General features: G+C 68.0%; 14 protein-coding genes. 8 read left to right on the forward strand and 6 right to left on the reverse strand.

The features are described from left to right. Nucleotides 1-131: 131 nt before the first annotated feature. Nucleotides 132-1,553 (forward strand): DUF2130 domain-containing protein, encoded by a 1,422-nt coding sequence (locus N4G42_RS23980; protein ID WP_260668956.1) that lies wholly within the window; start codon nt 132-134, stop codon nt 1,551-1,553. 106 nt (nt 1,554-1,659) lie between these two features. On the opposite strand, the gene N4G42_RS23985 is transcribed toward N4G42_RS23980, so the two are convergent. After that, complete coding sequence (locus N4G42_RS23985) at nt 1,660-2,256, reverse strand: flavin reductase family protein (protein ID WP_260668957.1); 597 nt, start codon at nt 2,254-2,256, stop codon at nt 1,660-1,662. Nucleotides 2,257-2,581: 325 nt separating this feature from the next. On the opposite strand from N4G42_RS23985, the gene N4G42_RS23990 reads away from it, so the two are divergent. Beyond that, entirely contained in the window at nt 2,582-2,965 is a 384-nt protein-coding gene (locus N4G42_RS23990) for a VOC family protein (protein ID WP_056056657.1), read from the forward strand. Here N4G42_RS23990 and N4G42_RS23995 read toward each other — a convergent pair whose 3' ends face one another. From N4G42_RS23995 to N4G42_RS24010, 4 genes are all read right to left on the reverse strand, one after another. Then, a complete protein-coding gene (locus N4G42_RS23995; RefSeq protein WP_260668958.1) occupies nt 2,966-3,577 on the reverse strand; it encodes a hypothetical protein in 612 nt (203 codons plus the stop codon). 25 nt (nt 3,578-3,602) lie between these two features. Further along, entirely contained in the window at nt 3,603-4,424 is an 822-nt protein-coding gene (locus N4G42_RS24000; protein ID WP_260668959.1) for a DUF899 domain-containing protein, read from the reverse strand. Nucleotides 4,425-4,608: 184 nt separating this feature from the next. Continuing rightward, on the reverse strand, nt 4,609-5,301 hold the full coding sequence (locus N4G42_RS24005) for a glutaminyl-peptide cyclotransferase (protein ID WP_260668960.1): 693 nt from the start codon (nt 5,299-5,301) through the stop codon (nt 4,609-4,611). A 44-nt stretch (nt 5,302-5,345) separates the two neighbouring features. Beyond that, nucleotides 5,346-6,602, reverse strand: coding sequence for a helix-turn-helix domain-containing protein (locus tag N4G42_RS24010; protein ID WP_260668961.1), 1,257 nt, complete (start codon nt 6,600-6,602; stop codon nt 5,346-5,348). A 123-nt stretch (nt 6,603-6,725) separates the two neighbouring features. Between N4G42_RS24010 and N4G42_RS24015 the strand changes: the two genes are divergently transcribed. The 6 genes from N4G42_RS24015 (at nt 6,726) to N4G42_RS24040 (ending at nt 10,833) form a co-directional block, all read left to right on the forward strand. Then, the gene (locus N4G42_RS24015) at nt 6,726-7,346 is read left to right on the forward strand and encodes a class I SAM-dependent methyltransferase (protein ID WP_192419261.1); all 621 of its coding nucleotides are present in this window, start codon (nt 6,726-6,728) and stop codon (nt 7,344-7,346) included. A gap of 29 nt (nt 7,347-7,375) precedes the next feature. Then, entirely contained in the window at nt 7,376-8,137 is a 762-nt protein-coding gene (locus N4G42_RS24020; RefSeq protein ID WP_260668962.1) for a tRNA-uridine aminocarboxypropyltransferase, read from the forward strand. A gap of 62 nt (nt 8,138-8,199) precedes the next feature. Then, complete coding sequence (locus N4G42_RS24025) at nt 8,200-9,078, forward strand: PA4780 family RIO1-like protein kinase (protein WP_099731738.1); 879 nt, start codon at nt 8,200-8,202, stop codon at nt 9,076-9,078. Between the two features lie 64 nt (nt 9,079-9,142). Then, nucleotides 9,143-9,643: a GNAT family N-acetyltransferase gene (locus N4G42_RS24030; protein ID WP_260668963.1), complete on the forward strand. Its 501-nt coding sequence runs from the start codon at nt 9,143-9,145 to the stop codon at nt 9,641-9,643. A gap of 155 nt (nt 9,644-9,798) precedes the next feature. Beyond that, complete coding sequence (locus N4G42_RS24035) at nt 9,799-10,050, forward strand: hypothetical protein (protein WP_056056666.1); 252 nt, start codon at nt 9,799-9,801, stop codon at nt 10,048-10,050. Nucleotides 10,051-10,260: 210 nt separating this feature from the next. After that, nucleotides 10,261-10,833, forward strand: a complete 573-nt coding sequence (locus tag N4G42_RS24040) for a DUF1439 domain-containing protein (protein ID WP_260668964.1) — start codon at nt 10,261-10,263, stop codon at nt 10,831-10,833. Nucleotides 10,834-10,846: 13 nt separating this feature from the next. Here the strand turns inward: N4G42_RS24040 and uvrA are convergent, their stop codons facing one another. After that, on the reverse strand, nt 10,847-13,936 hold the full coding sequence (gene uvrA, locus N4G42_RS24045) for an excinuclease ABC subunit UvrA (RefSeq protein ID WP_260668965.1): 3,090 nt from the start codon (nt 13,934-13,936) through the stop codon (nt 10,847-10,849). Nucleotides 13,937-14,014: the final 78 nt, after the last annotated feature.

The following is a 14,014-nucleotide window of genomic DNA, read 5'->3' on the forward strand; positions in this document are numbered from 1 at the left end:
TCGCTTCTTTTTTTAGCTGCTAGCGCTTTTTCAGTGGGCGCTAGCAGCCAGTCTTTCACTCAAGCGTTTAGCCCAAGCTGGCTTCCGCTCCGGCCCCTCGCCAACCAAACACAACCCACACGGTGACCGCCATGCACGACATCATCTGCCCCCACTGCAACAAGGCGTTCAAGATTGACGAGACCGGGTATGCCGACATCCTCAAGCAGGTGCGGGACGCGGATTTCGCCGCGCAGTTGCACGAGCGGCTGGAGCTGGCCGAGCAGGACAAGCGCAATGCGGTGGCGCTGGCGCAGGCCCAGGTGGCCAATGAGCTGCAGAAGTCGGCGGCGGCCAAAGATGCCGAGATTCAGGCCCTGAAGGCGCAGCTGGGCGCGGGCGCGGTGGAGCGCGACCTGGCGGTGGCGCAGGCCCTGGGTGCGGTGGAGAAGCAGCGCGACGCGCTGGAAAACAAGCTGGTGAGTGAGCTGGAGCGTGCGCGGCAGGCGCAGCAGGCAGCGGACCAGTTGGCACAAGCACGGCTGGCGCAGCAGCTGCAGGGCGTGGCCGCCCAAAAGGACGCCGAGATACAGCAGCTCAAATCACAACTGGACGCTGCCGAGGTGGCGCGCAGGCTGGCGGTGACCGAGGCAGTCACAGTGGTGGCGCGGGAGCGCGACGAGCTCCAAAACAACCTGAACCTGGTGGTGGTGAAAAAGCAGCTGGAGGAGGCCGCCATCAAGGAGCAGTACGCCCTACAACTGCGCGACCGGGACGGCGAGATTGCGCGGCTGCGGGACATGAAGGCGCGCCTGTCCACCAAGATGGTGGGCGAGACGCTGGAGCAGCACTGCGAGACGGAGTTCAACCGCATCCGCGCCACGGCGTTTCCCCGCGCCTACTTTGAAAAGGACAACGACGCGCGCAGCGGCAGCAAGGGCGACTACATCTTTCGCGACCTGGACGAGGCGGGCAACGAGATCGTCTCGATCATGTTCGAGATGAAGAACGAGAGCGACGAGACGGCCACGAAGAGGCGCAACGAAGACTTCCTGAAAGAGCTGGACAAGGACCGCAACGAAAAGGGCTGCGAGTACGCGGTGCTGGTGTCACTGCTGGAGCCCGAGAGCGAGCTGTACAACACCGGCATCGTGGACATGTTCTACCGCTATCCCAAGATGTATGTGGTGCGGCCGCAGTTCTTCATCCCCATCATCACGCTGCTGCGCAACGCTGCGATGAAGTCGCTGCAGTACAAGTCGGAGCTGGCGCTGGTGAAGGCGCAGAACCTGGACATCACCAAGTTCGAATCGCAGCTGGAAGAGTTCAAGGGCGCGTTTGGGCGCAACTGGCGCCTGGCATCGGACGGGTTTGAGGAAGCCATCAAGCGCATTGACGAGGCCATCAAGGACCTGGAGAAGACCAAGGAGGCGCTGCACAAGTCGGCCAACAACCTGCGCCTGGCCAACGACAAGGCCGAAGACCTCACGATCAAAAAGCTCACACGCGGCAACCCGACGATGGCGGCCAAATTTGCAGAACTCAAGCAGTTGGGGATTTCGGACGGGGAGTGATGCGGGGCGGGGTGAGGCGGCCGGCGGACGGGGCCTTGCAAACAGGGCGGGCACAACCGGTCTGCCGCTGCTCCGTCCCCATGGATTGCGTGCACGTTGGGCGGCACTAGCCGCGCACCGACGCCCCCGTCGCATAAAACTGCCCGCCCGCCACGTAGTGCAGCGTGCGCAGGTCATCCGGCGCGGTGTCGAACTCCCAGTGCCCGTTGCGGAACACGCGGTCGTCAGCCCAGGCGGCCACCACTTCGCCGATGAAAAGGTCGTAGGCCTGCTGGTTGTGCGGCTCGGGGATCACGCGGCACAGCAGCCAGGCGGCGCAGCCTTGCACCAGCGGGGGCATGGCCTGCGCCGGGTGGCCGGGCGCTTCAAACAACGGCACGCCATGGCGCTGCAGCTTGTCGGGCGTGGTCTTGGCGCTGTCGGTACCCAGCGCCACAGTCAGCGCGGCCAGGGGCACGGTGGGCAGCTGCAGTGCAAAGAAGCCGCTGGCCTCCACCAGTTCGCGCGTGCGAGTGGCCTTGTCGAGCACCACCGTGACCTTGGGCGGCGCAAAGTCCAGTGCACAGGCCCACGATGCCGCCATGACGTTGTGCTGACCCGCATGGGCGGCCGACACCAGCACGACGGGGCCGTGGTTGAGCAGGCGATAGGCCTTGTCGAGGGGCACCGGGGTGAAGTGGGGGTGGGAGGCAGTGGGCAGCATGGGGCGTGACGGTGTGTTCAAAGCGCAATACCAGGGGATGGGACAGTGCGTGGAGCCTGTGGGCGCTGCCGACATTTGCTATTAATTAGATAGCTATTCAGGCATATTGCACTAGCGCCATGGCGCATTTTTGCCTCAAAACGGCTTCCATGAAGCCTGTGGGGGCGCTCTGGGGCCAACGGCATAGCCCGCCCAATGCCCCCGCCCCTGAGTGCCGCACAGGGGCTTGTGGCCCGCGCCGGTGATGGCGATAGCCACCCGCTAACATGCCAACGCCAACCGTTGGCCACAACCCGCCCCCTGAGGGGCCTACAGGAGACGATGAATGTTCAGTCATGTGATGGTCGGTGTGAACGACCTGGAGCGGTCCAAGAAGTTTTATGACGCGCTGCTGGGGGCGCTGGGCGTACCGCCCGGGGTGGCCAACAAGAACCGCTACTTCTATCGCGGCCCCACAGGTACCTTTGGCATCACCACCCCCATCAACGGCGAGCCCGCCACCTTTGCCAACGGCGGCACCATCGGTTTTGCCATGCAGTCGCCCGAGCAGGCCGATGCCTTCCACGCCGCCGGTGTAGCGAATGGTGGCATCACCTGCGAAGACCCACCCGGCTGGCGCGAAGGCCCCGGCGGCAAGCTGTACCTGGCGTACCTGCGCGACCCGGACGGCAACAAGATCTGCGCCCTGCACCGCCCGGCCAAGGCCTGATCAACCGGCAGGGCCCCCGCTGCAACCCCGGTAGCGTTGCAGCCAGCGCTGGGCGCCCTGCACACCGCGGCAGGCCGCAACGGCCAGGCCCCCGGTGACGGCCAGCATGGCCAGGGTGTGAACCCCCAGCGCGGCCAGCGCGAACAGCAAGGGGGTGGAGAGTCGGTCGCCCCCAGAGGCCACTCCACCTGCAGCGCCACCGCCCCCGCACAGCGGCGCCAGTGCAGGCACCAGCGCCAGCCCGGCACCGTGCACCGTGGCCACACCAAAGGACCAGAGCGCCATGCCCACAGGCCCGGCGGGCTTGCGCAGGCGATGCCACGCCGCCCCCGTCAGACGCACGCGAGCGACTATCACCACCCCGCCCAGGCCGCCCGCCACCGCCAGCAGGGCAGGTGGCGACAACGACAGCCCCCACCCCACCGCAGCCGCCGTCAGTGCCACGGCGGCCAGGTGCCCGACGGCCATGGGCAGCAGTGCGCGCAGCGGCATGCTGTGGTCACGCGCGCAGAGGCTCCAGGTGGTGGCCAGCCCCCAGCCCGTGAGCGGATTGAGCCCGTGCAGCGCCCCCATGGCGGCGATGGCCAGCCAGGACCAGAGGGTGGCGTCCATGGTCGCGGTCTCAACCGTGTGTGGTTCAGCTCCGTGTGGAGCAGCACCCGCCCGGCGCCGTGTGGGCCGGTGAAGGCTGTGGCGCCTGTGCAGCTGGTGCCGCCGCAGACCCAGCCGCTGGCAGGGAAGGTGCATACCGGTCGTGGTGGCGCACCCAGTCCATGGGGTAGGCGGGGTTGGTCTCGTGGCGGCCTCGGGGCGCGAGGTCCAGCAGCTGGTAGGTGCCCATCATGGCCTCCACGCCGCGCCCGAAGGTGGAGTAGGCGTGGAACACCTCACCCGCGTCACTGCGCACAAACACGCTGATGCCCGGCGCCTCATCGGCGGGGAACGGCTGCATGCCGTAGTTGTAGAACACCTCGCCGTGGCCGCGTGCGCGCTGCTCGGGCGTGAAGCTCACGGCAAAGTCGTGGTTGAAGTCGCTGCCGTGCGACGACGCCCAGCGAAACTGCCAGCCCATGCGCTGGCGAAAACGCTCGATCTCGGCCAGCGGCGCGCGCGAGACGGCGAGCACCGACACGTCACGGTGCTGCAGGTGCAGCTCCATGCCACCCATGTGGTCGGCCATGAAGGAGCAGCTGGGGCAGCCCTGCTCCCACCCCGGGCCAAACATGAAGTGCTGCACCAGCAGCTGGCTGCGGCCATCGAACAGGTCGGCCAGGGCGCGCGGGCCCTGCAGCGTATCCAGCATGTAACGCTTGTCCACGCGGGTCCAGGGCAGCGCGCGGCGCTGCGCGGCAACCTCGTCATGCAGGCGGGTCAGGGCCTTCTCGCGGGCCAGCAGCGCGTGACGCTGGGCCAGCCATTCGTCGGCAGAAACCACGGGGTGGGAAGTGGGTGCGTTCATGGGGGTGCTCCTGGTGGGTGGTGGATGACGTTGCGGGACGGAGAATTGCGTGGGGAGGGAGGCACTGGCAGGCGCACCTGTCCCCGGCCTACGACATCGCGTGATGCGCGCAGGGCCTGTGGTCGCAAGGGGCGGTGGGTGCGGCGGGGCGCCGCGTCGCTCAAGGGCTGAAGGTGTCAGGTGCTCAGGGGCGGGCCGCCTTGGGCCGGCGCACAGCGCGGACCTTGCCGCTGCCGCCGCCGCCGCAGTAGAAAAGGTCGGCGCCGTCGGATTCGAGGCCGCTCACGCCCACACCTTGAGGCATGTCGAGCTGCTGCAGCACGGCGCCGGTGGCGGGGTCGATGTGGCGCAGCGTGCTCTCGTCACCCTCCCAGGTGCCGTGCCACATCTCGCCGTCCACCCAGGTCACGCCGGTCACAAAGCGGTCGGACTCGATGGTGCGCCGGATGGCGCCGGTGGCGGGGTCGATCTGGTGGATCTTGCGGTCGCGGTACTGGCCCACCCACAGGCTGCCCTCGGCCCAGGTGAGGCCCGAGTCGTTGCCGTTGCCGGGTGCAGGAATGGAGGCCACCACCCGGCCGGTGGCGGGGTCGATCTTGTCGATGCGCGCCTCGGTGATCTGGTACAGGTGCCTGCCGTCAAACGCAGTGCCGGCATCGCTGGCCACGGCCAGCGTGCGCAGGGTCTCGCCCGTTGCAGCATCGAAGGCCACCAGGTGCGCCCCCGTGGCCGCCCAGACATGCTGGCCGTCGTGGGTGACGCCGTGCACGCTGTCCGCGCCCGCAAAGGGGCCGTATTCGCGCACGATCTCTGCGGGTTGTGAAGGGTGGCTGCGGAGGGTGGCGGGTGTCGGGTCGCTGTGGGTGCATGCGGTCATGGTTGGCTCCTGTGGGGTGGCCCGGTGGGGGCTTGGCGTCCACTTTATGCAATCGGCAGCGCAGCAGGGAGTAACAAGATCGTCGTGAATCCGGACAGCGGCGGCGCCAGCCAGCGCTGCGCACGCGCGCGGCCGATGGAGCGCACACGGCCTTGTGCTTCCAGCTCGGCCAACGCGCGCTGCAAGGTGCGCTGGCTGGCATCCGTGGCCAACGCGAGCGCCGAGGTGGACCAGGCCGCACCGTCCGACAGCAGAGCCAGCAGCGCCGCCTGCTCGCCATCGATGGGCGGCGCCAGCACCACCACGGGCCGTGCGTCCAAGGGCTGCAGCGCAAAGCCGCGCGCCGTGGCCTCGATGCGCGCCAGTGGCCGCAGGAGCGCGCGCAGGCGCCCTACCTCCACCCGCAGCCGCGCACGGTGGGTGTCGTCGGGGTGGCGGGTGCGAAAGGCCTGCGCAATCAACGCCTCGCGCTCGGCATCGCCGGGCCAGGCTTGCGCCAGCGCACACACCAGCGCGAACAGGATGGGCCGGCGTGCCAGCGGTTGCCACACGGCGGCGTCTGCGGTGGAGGGGCCACCGCCCACCCCCACGCAGCGCCGACATGCATCCACCACCAGCGCGCCCGATGCCAGCAGGTCTGCCACATCGGAAAGGCGCAGCGGCTGGTCCACCCCTGCCCCCACACGCCGCGCTGCGGGTTGATCCAGCACGGCGCGCGCCTGCGCCACCTCAGCCAGCAGGGCCGGTACATGAGCTTGCTCAGCGGCCTCCTGCGCGCGGTCCAGCGCCGCGCTGGCGGAGGCGATGTGCAGCGAGCGCAGCGCCAGCTCGGCCAGGGTCAGGTCGGCCATGGCCCGCAGGGCGGGGGGCAGGTCGCCCGCTGTGGGGGCGGTCGCCATGGCGTCCATGGCCGCTGCGGCTTCGTCCAGGCGGCCGATGCGCAGCAGCCGCCGCGCCGCAATCAGCCGCGCCTGTGTGGCGTTGGCGGTATCACCGTGGGCTTGCAGCGTGTCGGCCGCCTCCAGCAGCGGGCGGGGTGACCCGCCCAGGTCGCGCATGGCCAGCGCCACCTCGGCCTCGGCCACCACGCAGCGGGCGCGCGCCTGGGCTTCGTGGGTGCCAAAGGCGCGCGCAGCCTGCCGCAGCAGGTCGCGCGCACGGGGGTGTTCGCCCAGCTGCGCCATGGCAATGCCGCGCAAGGCCAGGGCGGGTGGGTCGTCGCGCAGGGCCACGCGCTTGAGGGCGCCCAGCGGGTCCCCGGCGGCCAGTGCGCGGGCGGATGCGGAGATCAGCGAATCCATGGCCGCAGACTACACCGCCAGAGGCCCCCACTCCCGTGGGCGATACTCGCCGCCTGGAATAGCCACCTCGAATCGCCATCGTGCGGCTGCCCCGCAGGCGGTTCGGGGCAAAAGGAAGCAGCAGTGAAACCAGTGACCGGCAGCGCAGACGCGGCCATTTTTGACGAGGCGTACTACCAGCGCTTTTACTTCGACAAGAAGACCAGCGTGGTGGACCCGGCGCACACCGAGCGCCTGGGCGCGTTTGTGTGCAGCTACCTGCAGTACCTGCGCGTGCCCGTGCGGCGGGTGCTGGATGTGGGCTGCGGCATTGGCCTGTGGCGCGATGTGATCGCACGGCATTTTCCGCAGGCGCAGTTCCACGGCGTGGAGTTCAGCGAATACCTGTGCCAGCGGTTTGGCTGGGAGCGCGGCTCGGTGGTGGACTACAAGGCTCGGACGCCGTACGACCTGGTGATCTGTCAGGGCGTGCTGCCCTACCTGAGCGAGGCCGACGTGCAAAAGGCCATGCGCAACCTGGCGCGCCTGAGCCGGGGCGCCCTGTATGTGGAGGCCGTCGCGCGCGAGGACTGGGAGCAGGATGTGGTGGACGAGCAGGTGACCGACCCGCGCATGTTCCGCCACCCCGCACAGCTGTACCGCCGCACGCTGGGCGAGGGCTTTACCGAGCTGGGTGGGGGCGTGTGGCTGAGCCCGCTGGCAGAGCTGCCGCTGTTTGCGCTGGAACGTGCGGGCGGCCGGTGACACAGCCCGCAGCCCCCTCGGCGACTGACGTGGCCACCACCGACACGCCGTCCGTCACACCACCTGCCCCACCGCATGCGGTGGCACGCCTGCGCGCCGAGCGCCTGGCCCGCAGTGCCAAGCCCTTTCTGGCCCGGGGCGGCCCCAAGGGCGAACGCTGCGCGGGCTGCCGCCTGGTGCCCAGCCACTGCATCTGCGCGCTGCGGCCCGTGCTGCCCACGCGCGCGGGCATGTGCCTGCTGATGGCCGACATCGAGCCCCTCAAGCCCAGCAACACCGGCTGGCTGATCGCTGATGTGGTGGCCGACACCTATGCGTTTGGCTGGGCGCGCACCGAGGTAAACCCCGACCTGCTGGCGCTGCTGGCCGACCCACAGTGGCAGCCGTATGTGGTGTTCCCCGGCGAGTTCGTGGCGCCCGAGCGCGTTGTCACGCAGGTGGCCCAGGCCGAGGGCAAACGCCCGCTGTTCGTGCTGCTCGACGCCACCTGGCCCGAGGCGCGCAAGATGTTCCGCAAGAGCCCCTACCTCAACCACCTGCCCGTGCTGAGCCTGCAGCCCGAGCAGCTCTCGCGCTACAACCTGCGCCGATCCACCCGCATGGACCACTTCTGTACGTCCGAGGTCGGCGCGCTGTGCCTGGAGCTGGCGGGCGAGCTGCAGGCCGCACAGGCGCTGGAGGCATACCTGGACGTGTTCACCCACCACTATCTGCAGGCCAAGCACCAGTTGCCGGTGGCTGTGGACGATGCCACGCACCTGCGGCTGCGCGGTGTGTGCAGCACGGGCTGAGCAAAACGCACTTTGACACACGGTCCGCCAGGGGGATTGCGCGACACGGGCAAAATGCACCGATGAAAGCTCCCCCCCGCCTGCAGTCCCTCATCGAGGAAGGCCTGATCGACACCGTGGTCCGGCAGCTCATGAGCGGCAAGGAGGCCATGGTCTACGTGGTGCGCTGCGGTGACGAAACCCGCTGCGCCAAGATCTACAAAGAAGCGAACAACCGCAGCTTTCGCCAAGCCGTCGATTACACCGAGAACCGCAAGGTCAAGAACTCGCGCTCGGCACGCGCCATGGCCAAGGGCAGCAAGTTTGGCCGGCAAGAGCAAGAGGCCGCCTGGCAAAGCGCCGAGGTCGATGCGCTCTACCGCCTGGCCGCGGCGGGCGTGCGCGTGCCGCAGCCCTACAACTTTCACGACGGCGTGCTGCTGATGGAGCTGGTGACCGATGCCCACGGCGATGCCGCCCCGCGCCTGAACGATGTGAGCTTCACGCCCGAAGACGCGCGCACCCACCACGCCACGCTGGTGGCCGAGGTGGTGCGCATGCTGTGTGCGGGTGTGGTGCATGGGGACTTGTCGGAGTTCAACATCCTGCTGGCCTACCTGCCTGGCACAGAAGGTGAAGAGGCGGGCCACGACGGCCCCGTCATCATCGACCTGCCCCAGGCCGTGGACGCTGCGGGCAACAACCACGCCCAGCGCATGCTGCTGCGCGACGTGGCCAACCTGCGCGACTTCTTCGGCCAGTTTGCCCCCGAGCTGCGCACCACCCAATACGGCCCCGAAATCTGGAGCCTGTACCAGAGCGGGCTGCTGAGCAATGAGACGCCACTCACCGGCATCTATGCGCCGACGCATGCCGATGTGGACATGCAGGCCGTGCTGCGGGAGATTGACGACGCGCGCGACGAAGATGCAGCGCGCAGGCTGCGCATGGCGGCGGGCTGACGCCGTCTCCAACCGCGCAGGGCTGTGGCACCATCGCACCCTTTTTCTGAGCCGCTTGCCTGCCATGCCGTTCATCCACATCCGCAACTTCCGCCCCGGCGACGAACCTGCATTGCGCGCAGTTTTCCATGCCTCGGTGCATGGGTTGGCTTGCGAGAACTACACCGCCGAACAACTCGCCGCCTGGGCTCCACTGCACCATGACGCCCCACAGTGGGCAGAGCGCATGCGTGCCAACCAGCCTTTCATCGCGCAGGCACAGGAAGGTGGAGCCATCGCCGGGTTTGCCGATCTGCAGGCCGATGGCTGTATCGACATGTTCTTCGTGGCCCCGGCGTTCGCACGACAGGGCGTGGCCCGGGCGCTGATGGCGCACATTCACGCGCAAGCGGCGCAGTGCGGCATCACCCAGTTGCACGCGCACGTCAGCCTGACCGCCGAGCCTTTTTTTGCCGCCCAGGGCTTCGTGGTGGAAGCGCGCCAGCAGGTGGAGCGTGCGGGCGTGGTGCTGCACAACGCGCGCATGGCCAAGGCCTTGGCAGCCCGCCTGAGGGATCAGTCCTGATTTGATAGCTGCTTGCGCTTATCAATCAAGCGCCAGAGGCCAATTTGGCTCGAAATGAAACCACAGCGCTGTGCCCCTGCACCTGCAGGTGCCTTACAGTAGCCGCCCCGCACACACAAACCCACCCACATACCAGCCACGACGGCTGCCACCCCATGACCAAAGACCTGGCCCGACAGAACGAACTCAAACCCATGGCCCTGTGCGAGCCCTGCCAGGGCATCCAGCGCAACTGGCGCAAGGCGCCGGGCCATGCCGAGCTGGTGCAGCGCGGCAACCGCAAGGAAGACCGTGAGGACGGCACCGTCACCATCACCCGCTACGTGTGCGACCGCTGCGGCACCGCGTGGGAGTACGAGAACGACAAGAACAACCAGCGGGCGGGCTGGTCGGTCGTGGGGCGCTGAGCGCGGCGCTGGTCGCACCGGTGGCGGCCGAGCCCCGCCACCGCCATCCCGCAGCCCACGTGTAAATGCACCTATTTTGATAGCGCCCAAGGCATATAGCACTAGCGCTATCGCCCCAAAATCCACAAACTTCTGGTAACAACGCCTGCAGCAAGCCTTGGGCACCTTTTTGCTACCGCGGTGTCACAACGGTTTTGACGGAAAGCACCCATGCTGCATCGCCGACGATTCCTGACCCACGCCACCCGGGGCCTCGCTCTGGGCGGCGCGGTGCTGCTGGTGGCGCGGGGCGCGCTGGCACAGCCCAGCTACACCGTGCCCCTGGCCCAACTGCAGGCCATGGTGGACCCCAAGTTTCCGCGCAACGTGCCGGTACAAGGCCTGTTCAACCTGAGCGTGCAGGCGCCCCACCTGCGCCTGCTGCCCGAAGTGAACCGGCTGGGCGCAGCCATGGCGCTGGATGTGGCCGGCCCGGCGCTGCGGCGCAGCCACCAGGGCAGCCTGGAGGTGGAGTTTGCGCTGCGCTACGAGGCCAGCGACCGCACGCTGCGCGCCCACCAGATCCAGCTGGGGCGCATGGAGTTTCCCAGCCTGCGCCCGGCGGTGACCGAGCTGCTCAATGCCTACGGCCCGCTGCTGGCCGAACAGTCGCTGCGCGAAGTCACACTGCACCAACTGCGCCCGCAAGACACGGCGGTGTTTGACGGCCTGGGCCTGCAGCCAGGGCCCATCACCGTGACGGCCAAGGGGCTGACCGTGGCGTTTGTGAGCAAGACGCCCTGACGGGCAACAGGGCTCAGGCGGGCGATTTTTTCAAGTAAGGCGCCAGATACCGCCCCGTATGGCTGGCCGGGTTGGCCGCCAGCTCCTCGGGCGTGCCCACGCCCACCACGGTGCCGCCGCCGGCACCGCCCTCGGGCCCCATGTCGATGAGCCAGTCGGCGGTTTTGATCACGTCGAGGTTGTGCTCGATGATGACGATGGTGTTGCCCGCGTCGCGCAGCTGGTGCAGCACCTTGAGCAGCAGGTCAATGTCGGCAAAGTGCAGGCCGGTGGTGGGCTCGTCCAGGATGTAGAGCGTGCGGCCGGTATCGCGCTTGCTCAGCTCCTGCGCCAGCTTCACCCGCTGCGCCTCGCCGCCCGACAGCGTGGTCGCCGCCTGGCCCAGGCGGATATAGGAGAGGCCCACATCCAGCAGCGTCTGCAGCTTGCGTGCGATGGTGGGCACGTCCTTGAAGTACGCCGCAGCGTCTTCCACCGTCAGTTCCAGGATCTGGGCGATGTTCTTGCCCTTCCACAACACCTCCAGCGTCTCGCGGTTGTAGCGCTGGCCGTGGCAAATGTCGCAGGGCACGTACACGTCGGGCAAAAAGTGCATCTCCACCTTCACCACGCCGTCGCCCTGGCAGGCCTCGCAGCGGCCGCCGCCCGATGACTGCGACACGTTGAAGCTGAAGCGCCCCGGGCCGTAGCCCCGCTCCTTGGCGGTGTTGGTCTCGGCCATCAACTCGCGGATGGGCGTGAACAGGCCGGTGTAGGTGGCGGGGTTGCTGCGCGGCGTACGGCCAATGGGGCTTTGGTCGACGTTGATGACCTTGTCGAAATACTCGATGCCCACGATCTCTTCGTGCTCGGCCGGCTCTTCGTGCGCACGGTGCACCTGCCGCGCCACGGCGGCATAGAGCGTGTCGTTGACCAAGGTGCTTTTGCCGGAGCCCGACACGCCCGTCACGCAGGTGAGCAGCCCCACCGGGAAGTCCACCGTCACCCCCTTGAGGTTGTTGCCCGTGGCACCCACCACGCGCAGCGCCTGCACGGCGCCCTGGCGCGCATGGTGCTCGGCCATGCGCTCGGCGCGGCGCTTGCTGGCCTCGGTCTGCGGAAAGCGCGACTTGGGCTTGGCCTCCACCACGGGCGCAGGCTTGTCCAGCACCGGCAACCAAGGCGTGCGGCGCTGGGGCACGGCGATGGTGCGCGTGCCCGACAGGTACTGGCCCGTGAGCGACTGCGCATTGGCGCGCACTTCGTCGTACGTGCCCTGCGCCATCACCCGCCCGCCGTGAACGCCCGCACCGGGGCCCATGTCGATCACATGGTCGGCGGCGCGCATCATGTCCTCGTCGTGCTCGACCACGATCACGCTGTTGCCGATGTCGCGCAGGTGCTGCAGCGTGGCGATCAGCCGGTCGTTGTCGCGCTGGTGCAGGCCGATGCTGGGCTCGTCCAGCACATACATCACCCCCGTCAAGCCCGAGCCGATTTGCGATGCCAGGCGAATGCGCTGCGCCTCGCCGCCCGAGAGCGTTTCGGCGCTGCGGTCCAGGCTCAGGTAGCTCAGGCCCACGTCGTTCAAAAACTGCAGGCGCGTGGCGATCTCGCGCACCACCTTGTCGGCGATCTCGGCCTTGGCACCGGTGAGCTGCAGAGATTGGAACCATGCGTGCGCGTCGCTCAGCGTGGCGTGGCTCACTTCGTAGATGGCGCGGGCCTGTGTGCCTTCGCCCACCTTCACATGGCGGGCCTCGCGGCGCAGGCGCACGCCGTGGCATTCGGGGCAGGGCTGGGTGCTGCGAAAGCGCGCCAGGTCTTCGCGCACCACCACCGAATCCGTCTCGCGGTAGCGGCGCGCCATGTTGGGGATGATGCCTTCAAACGGGTGCTTTTTGGTGTGCACCTTGCCCTTGGAGGCCCCGCTGTCCATGATGTAGCTGAAGGCGATTTCTTCATCGCCCGAGCCGTGCAGGATGGCGTGCTGCGCCGGCGCGGGCAGCGACTCAAACGGCGCCTCGATATCGAAGGTGTAGTGCCGGGCCAGGCTCTCCAGCATCGCAAAGTAGTAGCCATTGCGCCGGTCCCAGCCCTTGATGGCCCCGCTGGCCAGGCTGAGGGACGGGAAGGCCACCACACGCGCCGGGTCAAACACCTCGCGCTGGCCAATGCCGTCGCACGCCAGGCAGGCGCCCATCGGCGAGTTGAACGAGAACAGGCGCGGCTCCAGCTCGGCCAACGAGTAGCTGCACACCGGGCACGCGAATTTGCTGCTGAACAGATGCTCCTGCCCCGTGTCCATCTCCAGTGCCAGAACGCGGCCATTGCCCTCGTTGCCACCCACGCGCAGGGCCGCCTCAATGCTCTCGGCCAGGCGCTGCTGCAGGTCAGCGCGCACCTTGACCCGGTCGATCACCACGTCAATGTCGTGCTTCTCGGTCTTCTTGAGCGGCGGCAGGTTCTCGTGCTCGTAGATCTGCCCATCCACGCGAAAGCGGATGTAGCCCAGCGCCTGCATCTGCGCAAACAGCTCGGTGAACTCGCCCTTTTTCTCGCGTGCCACGGGGGCCATCACCATGAGTTTGGTGTCCTCGGGCAGGGCCAGCACGGCGTCCACCATCTGGCTCACCGTCTGCGCGGCCAGCGGCAGGCCGTGGTCGGGACAGAACGGCGTGCCCGCGCGGGCGTAGAGCAGACGCAGGTAGTCGTGGATCTCGGTCACCGTGCCCACGGTGGAGCGCGGGTTGTGGCTGGTGGCCTTCTGCTCGATGGAAATCGCTGGCGACAGGCCTTCGATCAGGTCCACATCGGGCTTGTCCAGTCGCCCCAGGAACTGCCGCGCATAGGCTGACAGGCTCTCCACATAGCGCCGCTGGCCCTCGGCATACAGCGTGTCAAACGCCAGGCTGGATTTGCCCGAGCCCGACAGCCCCGTGATCACCACCAGCTGGTTGCGCGGAATGTCCAGGTCGATGTTCTTGAGGTTGTGCGTGCGCGCCCCCCGGATGCTGATGCGCTGCTCGCGCAGGGCGCGGGCGAGGTAGACACCATCGGCGGATCGGTCATCGGCAACAGGGGGAGGGGTCACGGGCGGGCTCGGTGCAGGAAAACCCACCATGATAGGCGAGACCACGAGGGGCACGACCTGCTCGCTATGGCGAGAGGCGGCGGTGTCGTGTCGCGTTGTTACAACCCC

The organism is Acidovorax sp. K2F, assembly GCF_025246485.1.
Classification (GTDB): Bacteria; Pseudomonadota; Gammaproteobacteria; order Burkholderiales; family Burkholderiaceae_C; genus Acidovorax; species Acidovorax delafieldii.

What these genes read in the sequence shown, in the direction of transcription:
- N4G42_RS23980 (WP_260668956.1), top strand. Translation starts at nt 132, where the DNA reads ATGCACGACATCATCTGCCCCCACTGCAACAAGGCGTTCAAGATTGAC.
- N4G42_RS23985 (WP_260668957.1), bottom strand. Translation starts at nt 2,256, where the DNA reads ATGCTGCCCACTGCCTCCCACCCCCACTTCACCCCGGTGCCCCTCGAC.
- N4G42_RS23990 (WP_056056657.1), top strand. Translation starts at nt 2,582, where the DNA reads ATGTTCAGTCATGTGATGGTCGGTGTGAACGACCTGGAGCGGTCCAAG.
- N4G42_RS23995 (WP_260668958.1), bottom strand. Translation starts at nt 3,577, where the DNA reads ATGGACGCCACCCTCTGGTCCTGGCTGGCCATCGCCGCCATGGGGGCG.
- N4G42_RS24000 (WP_260668959.1), bottom strand. Translation starts at nt 4,424, where the DNA reads ATGAACGCACCCACTTCCCACCCCGTGGTTTCTGCCGACGAATGGCTG.
- N4G42_RS24005 (WP_260668960.1), bottom strand. Translation starts at nt 5,301, where the DNA reads ATGACCGCATGCACCCACAGCGACCCGACACCCGCCACCCTCCGCAGC.
- N4G42_RS24010 (WP_260668961.1), bottom strand. Translation starts at nt 6,602, where the DNA reads ATGGATTCGCTGATCTCCGCATCCGCCCGCGCACTGGCCGCCGGGGAC.
- N4G42_RS24025 (WP_099731738.1), top strand. Translation starts at nt 8,200, where the DNA reads ATGAAAGCTCCCCCCCGCCTGCAGTCCCTCATCGAGGAAGGCCTGATC.
- N4G42_RS24030 (WP_260668963.1), top strand. Translation starts at nt 9,143, where the DNA reads ATGCCGTTCATCCACATCCGCAACTTCCGCCCCGGCGACGAACCTGCA.
- N4G42_RS24035 (WP_056056666.1), top strand. Translation starts at nt 9,799, where the DNA reads ATGACCAAAGACCTGGCCCGACAGAACGAACTCAAACCCATGGCCCTG.
- N4G42_RS24040 (WP_260668964.1), top strand. Translation starts at nt 10,261, where the DNA reads ATGCTGCATCGCCGACGATTCCTGACCCACGCCACCCGGGGCCTCGCT.
- uvrA (WP_260668965.1), bottom strand. Translation starts at nt 13,936, where the DNA reads ATGGTGGGTTTTCCTGCACCGAGCCCGCCCGTGACCCCTCCCCCTGTT.